We start from the raw sequence: 9,565 nt of genomic DNA, 5'->3' as shown, positions 1-9,565 counted from the left end.
GATTATTATTGCATTAAATAGCTTTCACGTCGCTATTCAGTATACAAATGAGGCGATTCAGGCTATGACGAATTTTATCCTTGCGTTAATTCCTCTATTGTTAGCACTAATGGCATCTTCTGGTGGTATTGCATCTGCAGCGTTTTTTCATCCGGTTATCATATTTTTAATGAATACTAGTGGATTGTTAATAAGTAATATTGTTCTCCCTTTACTATTTTTAGCAGCGCTATTAAATATTGTTAGTACACTTACAGATCAATATAAGGTTACTCAGCTTGCAGGACTTTTGCGAAATATTAGCATTGGCCTGTTAGCATCATTTTTAACGATATTTTTAGGAGTTATCTCTGTTCAAGGTGCATCGGCAGCTGTAACGGATGGAATCACAATCCGGACTGCAAAATTCATAACAGGAAACTTTATCCCAGTACTAGGTAGGATGTTTACCGATGCAACAGATACGGTTATTAGTGCCTCAATTTTATTAAAAAACACAGTTGGAGTAATCGGAGTTGCTATTCTCCTAATTATTGTTGCATTTCCAGCAATCAAAGTACTGTCTCTAGCTTTTATATATAAATTTGCAGCATCGATTTTGCAGCCGTTAGGTGGGGGACCAGTGATTGCGTGTTTAGACATTATTAGTAAAAGTGTCATTTATATTTTTGCAGCATTAGCTATCGTCTCATTAATGTTCTTTCTTTGTCTCACTGTTATCATTGCTGCGGGAAATTTAACGATTATGATGCGTTAGGATAAGATGATTTAGTGATTTTTTGCAAGATCAAAGGAGGGGGTTATGTTGGCATTTTTAACAGAGTGGATTACGAATATCATCGTATTTATTTTATTGGCAGTCATTATTGATTTGTTATTACCCAACTCTACAATGCAGAAATACGCCAAGATGGTTATTAGTCTACTACTAATCATTGTCATCATTAATCCCATCTTTCGGATATTTACAACCGATATGAATGATGTTCTTGAGCAATTTCAAGTAAATAATTCAGCATCGACAGAAACTGATATAAAAAATTCAATGGAATTTCAGAAAAAAGAAATACAAGCTTCACAACGTGCATATATTTTAGAACAAATGGCTGTCCAAATGAAAACGATGGCAGAAGAGGAGCTGGTGCAAAGATATGATGTAACAATTGATAAGATCCTTCTTTCTGAATCAAAACAAGCAGACCAAATTCATTCTCAAAAAGATCTAACACAAATCGAAGTACTACTAAAGGAAAATGCAGAGGAAACAGTAGAGGAAGAAGCAATAGAAACAGTTCAACCAGTAACAATTGATACAACAAAAGAACTAGAAACAGATGTGGAGCAGTCAAAAATAAATCCAAATGAAGTGACAGCATTCCTTGCTGAAATTTGGGAAGTAGAAGAAGAAAAAATCACACTACTACTGGAAGGAGGGGAGGAGTCATTAGATGAGTAATAAAGAAGGCTTTCTTCACAAGCTAAAGTCTATTCTTGGCCAATCTGATTCTAAAAAACCATCAAAATATCATTATTTTATTCTAGTATTTGTACTAGGTGTTGCCATCATGATTGTTAGCAATCTATTTTCGCCTGACAAAACGGTAAATAATACATTACCTGCTTCTACAGCTGAGAAAGAGGATACAACCGAAGTTTTTAAACAATCTCAAACGGAAACGACAGGAACCGGCTCCATCTCTGAGTACGAGGAAGAATACGAAAGTCAACTGAAAGACGTACTTGAAACGATAGAGGGTGTTGGGAAAGTATCAGTTGTAGTAAATGTTGATTCAACTGCTCAAAAAATAGTTGAAAAAAATAGTGTTTCTCAGAGTCAGGTTACAAAGGAAACAGATCGTGATGGGGGTAAAAGGGAAGTAGAAGATCAATCGATTGATGAACAAGTTGTTATCATCCAGGATGGGGAAAAAGAGGCGCCAATTGTTGTACAAACAAAGAAACCAGAAATACGTGGTGTCCTAATTGTTGCTGCTGGTGCTGACAACATTCACATAAAAAAAACAATAATAGATTCTGTTACACGTGTGCTAGGCGTACCTAGTCATCGAGTAGCAGTAGCATCGAAAAAATGAAGGAGGATGAATAGATGATGTTAAAGAAACAAACGGTTTGGTTATTGACGATGTTAAGTTTAGTGGTGGTACTATCAGTTTACTATGTTACTTCTCCTGATGGTGGGTCTAGCAATATTGTTATGACAGAGGAAGAAAAAGAAACAGCTGAAAATACTACTCAAAAAGAAACAGCTGAAAATACTGCACAAGAGGAAGCAACAGAGGATAAAACAGCTCAAGAGAACTTAGAGGCTGCAGAAGAAACAAAGGATGAAGCTTCTACTGAAAACAAAGAATCTGCTGTAGCTGAAGAGGATAACAAAGAGGAGTCTGCTTCGAATACAGAAGTGAAAACAGAAGAGTTTGAAGACGGAGGAACAGTTACTTCAAGTGTTACTAGTGAAGAACTATTCGAAGAATTACGTATGCAACTTGATGATGACAGAAGTAAATTAAAAGAGCAATTAGCAACAACGTTAGCAAGCAGTGAAGTTTCTGCAGAAGAAAAAAGTGAAGCAAAAGATGAAATGGAAGCATTAGATGAAGCAGCGCGCAAGGAAGCAATTCTAGAAACTTTAATCAAATCTGAAGGATATGAGGATGCCTTAGTACGTGCAGAAGGAAATAATGTGAAAATTACTGTAAAGGCATCAAAAGAGCATGATAAATCATCTGCTAATAAAATTATGATGCTTGTAAAGGATGAAATAGAGAATATGAATGAAGTAGTTGTAACATTTAAATAACATATAAAGATTTTAGGTCAATCCTTTGGAGGATTGACCTTTTTATATTATTATTTAACATAGTAAGATGACTAATCCAGTGAAAATGTTTGCAGTAAATAATAAAGGGGATCATTATCGTTCGCATTTCCAAATGTGAAAAAAAATTAGTGTGAGTATATAATGAAAAAATATAGGAATAACAAGTATTTTATCCTAGGTGTAGAAGTTGGAGTTAATAGTAATGGTTGAATTTCTTATATAACTTATCGTAAGATGTAATTATGAGACTAACTTTTAGTACTAGATTATAAATTTTACGATCATGTTTACTCATGCATGATCATATGATTAAGGGGTGCCTAAGCATGCTAAAAATACAAGAAATTAGAGAAATTATTAAACTTATTGATCAATCTTCTATTCATGAATTTTCATTTGAACACGAGGGTTCAAAGTTAAAATTAAAAAAACAACAACAAGAAGTTGAAACGATTGTTCGCAATGTAGTTTCTTCACCAGTACAGGAAGCGATCCAACCTCAAGTTGTGCAAAATCAAGCACCAATTGTTGAGACTCCTGTCCAAGAATCAGTAGGTGAATCTACAAAGGCTGATACAGCAAATTTACATAAAATTGTATCCCCAATGGTTGGGACATTTTATTCAGCATCCTCACCTGAAGCTGGTAACTATGTAGAAGTAGGCTCAAAGGTTACAAATGATACAGTTGTTTGTATTGTAGAGGCTATGAAGTTATTTAATGAAATTGAAGCAGAAGTGAAGGGTGAAATCGTTGAAGTTCTTGTTCAAAATGGACAACTTGTCGAGTACGGTCAACCTTTATTCCTTGTAAAGCCAGAGTAAGGAGCTATTAATCATGATAAAGAAACTATTAATTGCTAATCGAGGAGAAATAGCTGTTCGAATTATTCGAGCGTGTAAAGAACTTGATATAGAAACGGTTGCTGTTTTTTCGGAAGCAGACAGAGAGGCCTTACATGTCCAGCTTGCAGATGAAGCATACTGTATTGGACCTACATCTTCAAGAGAAAGCTATTTAAATTTTACAAATATTATTAGTGTAGCAATGTTAACTGGCAGTGATGCTATCCACCCAGGCTATGGATTTTTAGCGGAAAATGCCGATTTTGCTGAACTATGTAAAGAGTGCAATATTATCTTTGTCGGACCTAGTGCTGATGCAATTTCGAAGATGGGAACAAAGGATGTTGCAAGAGAAACAATGCGTGAAGCTGGAGTGCCAATTGTACCTGGCTCACGAGGAATTATTGAAAATGTCGATCAAGCAAAGCAATTGGCCAATGAAATGGGCTATCCTGTAATTATAAAAGCTACAGCTGGTGGCGGCGGAAAGGGTATTCGCGTTGCACATGATGAAGAAGCTTTAATTAAAGGAATAGAAATTACTCAACAAGAAGCTGCAACAGCATTTGGAAATCCAGGTGTTTATATTGAAAAATATATTGAAGATTTTCGTCACGTCGAAATTCAAGTATTAGCTGATTCCTTTGGAAATGTTATTCACTTAGGTGAACGTGATTGCTCTATTCAGCGACGTCTGCAAAAGTTATTAGAAGAAACTCCATCCCCTGCTTTAGATGAATCAATTCGTGAGCAAATGGGGGAAGCTGCTGTTAAGGCTGCTGCAGCTGTTAATTATACTGGTGCAGGTACAGTTGAATTTATATTTGACCATATCAATAAGAAATTTTATTTCATGGAAATGAATACGCGAATTCAAGTAGAACATCCGGTTACTGAGATGGTAACAGGTATTGATTTAATTAAAGAGCAAATTAGAGTTGCTTCTGGAGAAAAGTTATCAGTTACACAAGATGAAGTTGTTTTTAATGGATGGGCTATTGAATGTCGAATAAATGCTGAAAATCCTGAAAAGAATTTTATGCCATCTCCAGGGAAAATAGAGATGTACTTGCCGCCTGGCGGTCTAGGTGTTAGAGTAGATTCAGCGGCATATCCTGGATATTCTATTCCACCGTTTTATGACTCAATGATTGCTAAACTGATTACATATGGTGCGACTAGAGAAGAAGCGATTTCTCGAATGAAACGTGCGTTAAGTGAATTTGTTATTGAAGGTGTTTCTACAACAATTCCGTTTCATTTAAGACTTCTTGAGCATGAAAAATTTGTTTCAGGTGATTTTAACACGAAGTTTTTAGAAATGTATAAGGTCATGGATTCATAAAATTAATTGGAGGTGCTGACTTTTGAAAGAAACCAATAATGTTTTAGAAATGAATCAAGATTATAATGGTTTAGGTAAAGTGGAGATTGCTCCTGAAGTTATTGAGGTCATTGCTGGTATTGCAGCATCTGAAATTGAGGGAGTTGCCTCAATGAGAGGGAATTTTGCTGCAGGTGTTGCTGAAAGACTTGGGAAAAAGAATCACGGTAAAGGTGTAAAAGTTGACTTATCCGAAGAAGGGATCATTATTGATGTATATTGTGTAATGATTTTCGGTGTATCAATTCCTTCTGTAGCCCAAAAAATCCAAGATAATATTCGTCAAGCACTACTTAACATGACTGCTTTAGAAGTGAATGAGGTTAATATTCATGTTGTTGGTGTACAGTTTGAATCAAAAACACAAGAAACAGAAGTAGATCAAGAAATGTAATTTTTGTTGATGAGTTTGTTTATACTCGTCTACTCTAGGGTGAAAGATAAAACCAGAGGGTTCATTCCCTTTGGTTTTTTTAAATATATCGATAAATGTAAAATTATCATTGTTAAAGAATCGTAGGTCTGGTTATATTGATAATAGAGGATTACGAAAAATTACGAATGTTTAAAACGATGTAGGTGCTTTTTATTCGGAAAATACATAAAAAAAGTGATATTTTACATGAATCTAACCAGTAGATATGGTATGATCACGTTATGACATTCGAGATAATTTTTATATATTAAAGGAGCAAGAAAGAATGAAACGTAGAACAGCGAGAGAAAAGGCACTTCAGGCATTATTTCAAGTAAATGTAAGTAAAACGGATCCAAATGAAGCAATCGTACATGCGTTGGACGAGCAAAAGTCTGATCAATTTATGGAGTCTCTTGTTTTTGGCACAATTGAGCATGAAAAAGAACTTGATGAGCTAATAACTCCACATCTTGTGAATTGGACAATTGATCGATTGGCAAATATTGATAAAACGATATTACGTATGGCTGTTTACGAATTAAAGTATGAACACGATATCCCAGCGAATGTCACACTAGATGAGGCAGTTGAATTGGCTAAAGCCTTTGGAGATGAACAATCAAGTAAATTTATTAATGGTGTTCTTTCTAAAATAAAAAAAGACATAGAAAATTGATATTTAGAGGAGGAAATAGGTATGGTTGCAACAATTATTGATGGAAAACAATTATCACAACAAAAGAGAAGTGAACTAGCTAAGGAAGTAGAACAGATAAAAGCAAAAGGATTACTTCCTAAGCTTGTTGTTATCTTAGTTGGGGATAATCCTGCATCAGTTTCATATATTCGGGGAAAGCAAAAGGCATCTGAAGAAATAGGAGTTGGCTTTAAATTAGAGCATTTCCCATCAACCTTAACTGAAAAAGAACTTCTAGATGTTATTGAAAGTTATAATAATAATGATGAATACCATGGAATATTAGTTCAACTACCTTTACCTGATCATATCAATGAAACAGCGGTTGTTGAAAAGATTTCACCTTTAAAGGATGTTGATGGTTTCCATCCAATTAACATTGGTCGAATGATGACAGGGCAAGAAACATTTCTTCCTTGTACACCAGCAGGGATTGTTGAGATGATTAAATCTGTAGGTGTAGAAATCGCTGGTAAAAATGTTGTAGTTGTCGGTAGAAGTAATATTGTTGGTAAACCTGTTGGACAGCTTCTTTTAAATGAGCATGCAACCGTAACATATTGTCATTCCAAAACAAATAATTTATCTTCCTATACTAAGGAAGCAGATATCCTTGTCGCTGCTGTTGGACGGGCTAACTTTATTAAAGGCTCTGATATAAAACAAGGTGCAGTTGTTATCGATGTTGGTGTGAATAGACTTGACAATGGTAAATTATGTGGTGATGTAGTATTTGATGAAGCAAAAGAGATTGCAAGCTACGTAACACCAGTTCCAGGTGGGGTTGGTCCAATGACAATTACAATGTTAGCACATAATACGGTTCAATCTGCTAAGCAATTTTTGAATAGAAAATAAACCTCTTGTACGTTTGAATGAAAAAAGCTATATGATGTTGTGGACGGGGTAGTTGCTCCGTCCTTTCCTTCATTAGGTAATAGAACGGAATAAGGAGGTTGTTTTATGAGCGAAATAAAATATGTAACTGTTACAGCATTAACAAAATATATAAAGCGAAAATTTGATGTTGATCCTCACTTATCAGATATTTGGATAAAAGGGGAACTTTCTAATTTTAATCTACATAGCCGTGGACATATGTATTTTACTCTTAAGGATGAAAAGGCAAGAATCCAAGCTGTAATGTTTGCTGGGGCTAACAAGTCTTTAAAATTCAAACCCGGAAATGGAATGAAGGTTTTAATTAGAGGGGAAATAACGGTTTATGAACAAAGTGGAGGGTATCAAGTATATGTAAAAGAAATGCAGCCTGATGGAATTGGCAGCCTTTATTTAGCATATGAAGAATTAAAAAACACTTTGCAAAAGGAAGGGTTATTTGACCCGATTCATAAAAAACCAATACCGAAATTTCCTAATCAAGTAGGAGTTATTACATCTCCAACTGGTGCAGCCATCAGAGATATAATGACAACAATTCATCGACGTTACCCACTAGCAAAAATAATTCTTATTCCAGCCCTTGTACAAGGGGATCATGCAAAAGAGTCGATCGTAAAAGCAATAAAACGTGCAAATCAAATAGAGGGAATGGATGTATTAATTGTTGGCCGTGGTGGTGGTTCGATTGAGGAGCTGTGGGCATTTAATGAAGAAATTGTTGCAAGAGAAATATTTGCTTCTTCTGTTCCTATTATTTCTGCCGTTGGTCATGAAACAGATTTTACCATTGCAGACTTTGTCGCAGATTTGCGGGCTCCTACGCCTACAGGTGCTGCCGAAATGGCTGTACCCCACTTTTCAGAATTGTTAGATCGCCTTTTAGATAGGAAGAATAGATTAAAAAGAACGATGCAAGAAAAAGTCTCCTCAAAAAGGGAAAGATTAAAACACTTTCAAACTTCCTATGCGTTTCGATATCCAAAACAATTATATTTACAAAAGGAGCAGCAGCTAGATATAATAGTTGAACGACTTCTTAAAGATGGACAAAGGGCGATTTCATCTAAAAAAGACGCTTATAAAAGCATTAATAATCGTTTAAAGAACGTACATCCAAAAGAGCAAATTAACCGGTCAAAGGATGCGTATCGTACGTTAGTGAATTTATTAAATCGAGAAATGAAAGCAGTTTTATCAGAAAAAGATGCTCAATTTCAACAAATGATAGCAAAATTAAGTGCTTTAAGTCCTTTAAAGGTTATGGAACGCGGATATAGCCTTGTCTATCAGGATGATAAGCTGATAAAAAGTGTAGACCAATTAAAAATTGATCAACAGATAAAGGTTCAATTTATGGATGGAAAAATTGACTGTCAAGTAAAGGGTATAGAGGAGCGAACTGTTAATGAGTAAAGAAAATCAATCTGAAATTAGCTTCGAAGCAGCTATGCAGCAATTAGAAGAAATTGTCGGTAAATTAGAAGAAGGCGATGTACCGTTAGAAAAAGCTATCGAATATTTTCAAAAAGGAATGGAACTTTCTAAAATATGTAATGATAAGTTGCAACATGTTGAAAAACAAATGGATTATATTTTAAGAGATGATGGAGAGTTGAAGCCATTTGAACTTCAGGAGGAAGATAAATCTTGAAGATGAAATTAAGTGATTTTTTAGATCAGAGTAAAGAGAAAATTGAAGTGGCGATGTCAAGTTATGTTGAGAGCTTAAACACTCCAGATTTGTTAAAAGATGCAATGCTCTATTCATTAGAAGCTGGAGGGAAAAGGCTGCGTCCTATCCTTGTATTAGCTTTGCTACATACTTATAACAAACAAGAAGACATTGGGATTTCTACAGCTTGTGCAGTGGAAATGATTCATACTTATTCGCTAATACATGATGATTTACCATGTATGGATGACGATGATTTACGCCGAGGAAAGCCTACTAATCACAAGGTATTCGGTGAAGCGATGGCTGTACTTGCGGGTGATGGGTTGCTTACCCAAAGCTTTTCATTAATAGTAAATGATTCGAAACCTTCACCAGAGAAAAGGCTTCGGATTATTTCCGAATTAGTGTATGCTGCTGGTGTAGAAGGAATGGTCGGAGGGCAAGTAGCGGATATGGAGGGGGAAGCTAAAAGTCTTTCCTTAGAGCAATTACAATATATTCATGAACATAAAACAGCAAAGCTACTAGGTTTTTCAATTGTTTCAGGAGCTATTTTAGCTGATGCACCTGAAGATGATATTGAGAAATTAAGAACATTTGCTTATCATCTTGGAATTGCATTTCAAATACGTGATGACATTTTAGATATAGAGGGACAGCAAGAGCTAATTGGTAAACCAATTGGTTCAGATATCTTAAATGAAAAAACAACATATCCATCAATCTTAACAATCGATGGTGCTAAAGAAAAATTAGATAGTCATATTAAAGAAGCGAAATCGTTATTAAACAGTTTATCTG

Annotated in this window: 12 protein-coding genes; all 12 read left to right on the top strand. The window is 35.2% G+C overall.

The genetic code is table 11. From position 1 onward, the window contains the following. Nucleotides 1–757: stage III sporulation protein AE (gene spoIIIAE / locus HU235_RS22830; protein WP_174881704.1), on the top strand; the 757-nt coding region annotated here is incomplete at its 5' end. Nucleotides 758–805: 48 nt separating this feature from the next. Further along, entirely contained in the window at nt 806–1,456 is a 651-nt protein-coding gene (spoIIIAF, locus tag HU235_RS22825; protein ID WP_174881703.1) for a stage III sporulation protein AF, read from the top strand. Then, the gene (gene spoIIIAG, locus HU235_RS22820; protein WP_095299878.1) at nt 1,449–2,093 is read left to right on the top strand and encodes a stage III sporulation protein AG; all 645 of its coding nucleotides are present in this window, start codon (nt 1,449–1,451) and stop codon (nt 2,091–2,093) included. The genes spoIIIAF and spoIIIAG overlap by 8 nt, the downstream gene beginning before the upstream one ends. 14 nt (nt 2,094–2,107) lie before the next feature. Beyond that, nucleotides 2,108–2,821: a SpoIIIAH-like family protein gene (locus HU235_RS22815; RefSeq protein ID WP_145583477.1), complete on the top strand. Its 714-nt coding sequence runs from the start codon at nt 2,108–2,110 to the stop codon at nt 2,819–2,821. A 347-nt stretch (nt 2,822–3,168) separates the two neighbouring features. Further along, entirely contained in the window at nt 3,169–3,666 is a 498-nt protein-coding gene (gene accB, locus HU235_RS22810) for an acetyl-CoA carboxylase biotin carboxyl carrier protein (RefSeq protein ID WP_095299880.1), read from the top strand. 13 nt (nt 3,667–3,679) lie between these two features. Next, complete coding sequence (gene accC / locus HU235_RS22805; protein WP_174881702.1) at nt 3,680–5,032, top strand: acetyl-CoA carboxylase biotin carboxylase subunit; 1,353 nt, start codon at nt 3,680–3,682, stop codon at nt 5,030–5,032. Between the two features lie 49 nt (nt 5,033–5,081). Continuing rightward, nucleotides 5,082–5,465 carry an Asp23/Gls24 family envelope stress response protein gene (locus HU235_RS22800; protein WP_095299929.1) on the top strand — a complete coding sequence of 128 codons (384 nt, stop codon included), beginning with the start codon at nt 5,082–5,084 and terminating at the stop codon, nt 5,463–5,465. A 307-nt stretch (nt 5,466–5,772) separates the two neighbouring features. Further along, nucleotides 5,773–6,165 carry a transcription antitermination factor NusB gene (nusB, locus tag HU235_RS22795; RefSeq protein ID WP_095299882.1) on the top strand — a complete coding sequence of 131 codons (393 nt, stop codon included), beginning with the start codon at nt 5,773–5,775 and terminating at the stop codon, nt 6,163–6,165. 21 nt (nt 6,166–6,186) lie between these two features. Next, nucleotides 6,187–7,044 carry a bifunctional methylenetetrahydrofolate dehydrogenase/methenyltetrahydrofolate cyclohydrolase FolD gene (gene folD, locus HU235_RS22790; protein WP_095299883.1) on the top strand — a complete coding sequence of 286 codons (858 nt, stop codon included), beginning with the start codon at nt 6,187–6,189 and terminating at the stop codon, nt 7,042–7,044. Nucleotides 7,045–7,149: 105 nt separating this feature from the next. Further along, nucleotides 7,150–8,502: an exodeoxyribonuclease VII large subunit gene (gene xseA / locus HU235_RS22785; RefSeq protein WP_174881701.1), complete on the top strand. Its 1,353-nt coding sequence runs from the start codon at nt 7,150–7,152 to the stop codon at nt 8,500–8,502. After that, nucleotides 8,495–8,740 (top strand): exodeoxyribonuclease VII small subunit, encoded by a 246-nt coding sequence (locus HU235_RS22780; protein ID WP_095299885.1) that lies wholly within the window; start codon nt 8,495–8,497, stop codon nt 8,738–8,740. The genes xseA and HU235_RS22780 overlap by 8 nt, the downstream gene beginning before the upstream one ends. Next, the coding region (locus tag HU235_RS22775; protein ID WP_411828270.1) for a polyprenyl synthetase family protein at nt 8,737–9,565 on the top strand (829 nt) is incomplete at its 3' end. The genes HU235_RS22780 and HU235_RS22775, both read left to right, overlap by 4 nt.

The sequence above is a fragment of the Metabacillus niabensis genome (assembly GCF_902829255.1).
In the GTDB taxonomy this organism is placed as follows: domain Bacteria; phylum Bacillota; class Bacilli; order Bacillales; family Bacillaceae; genus Metabacillus; species Metabacillus niabensis.
Note: the sequence above shows the minus strand (reverse complement) of the source record. Positions and strands in the feature narration are given on the sequence as shown.

What these genes read in the sequence shown, in the direction of transcription:
- nusB (WP_095299882.1), top strand. Translation starts at nt 5,773, where the DNA reads ATGAAACGTAGAACAGCGAGAGAAAAGGCACTTCAGGCATTATTTCAA.
- accC (WP_174881702.1), top strand. Translation starts at nt 3,680, where the DNA reads ATGATAAAGAAACTATTAATTGCTAATCGAGGAGAAATAGCTGTTCGA.
- accB (WP_095299880.1), top strand. Translation starts at nt 3,169, where the DNA reads ATGCTAAAAATACAAGAAATTAGAGAAATTATTAAACTTATTGATCAA.
- folD (WP_095299883.1), top strand. Translation starts at nt 6,187, where the DNA reads ATGGTTGCAACAATTATTGATGGAAAACAATTATCACAACAAAAGAGA.
- HU235_RS22780 (WP_095299885.1), top strand. Translation starts at nt 8,495, where the DNA reads ATGAGTAAAGAAAATCAATCTGAAATTAGCTTCGAAGCAGCTATGCAG.
- HU235_RS22815 (WP_145583477.1), top strand. Translation starts at nt 2,108, where the DNA reads ATGATGTTAAAGAAACAAACGGTTTGGTTATTGACGATGTTAAGTTTA.
- HU235_RS22800 (WP_095299929.1), top strand. Translation starts at nt 5,082, where the DNA reads ATGAATCAAGATTATAATGGTTTAGGTAAAGTGGAGATTGCTCCTGAA.
- spoIIIAG (WP_095299878.1), top strand. Translation starts at nt 1,449, where the DNA reads ATGAGTAATAAAGAAGGCTTTCTTCACAAGCTAAAGTCTATTCTTGGC.
- xseA (WP_174881701.1), top strand. Translation starts at nt 7,150, where the DNA reads ATGAGCGAAATAAAATATGTAACTGTTACAGCATTAACAAAATATATA.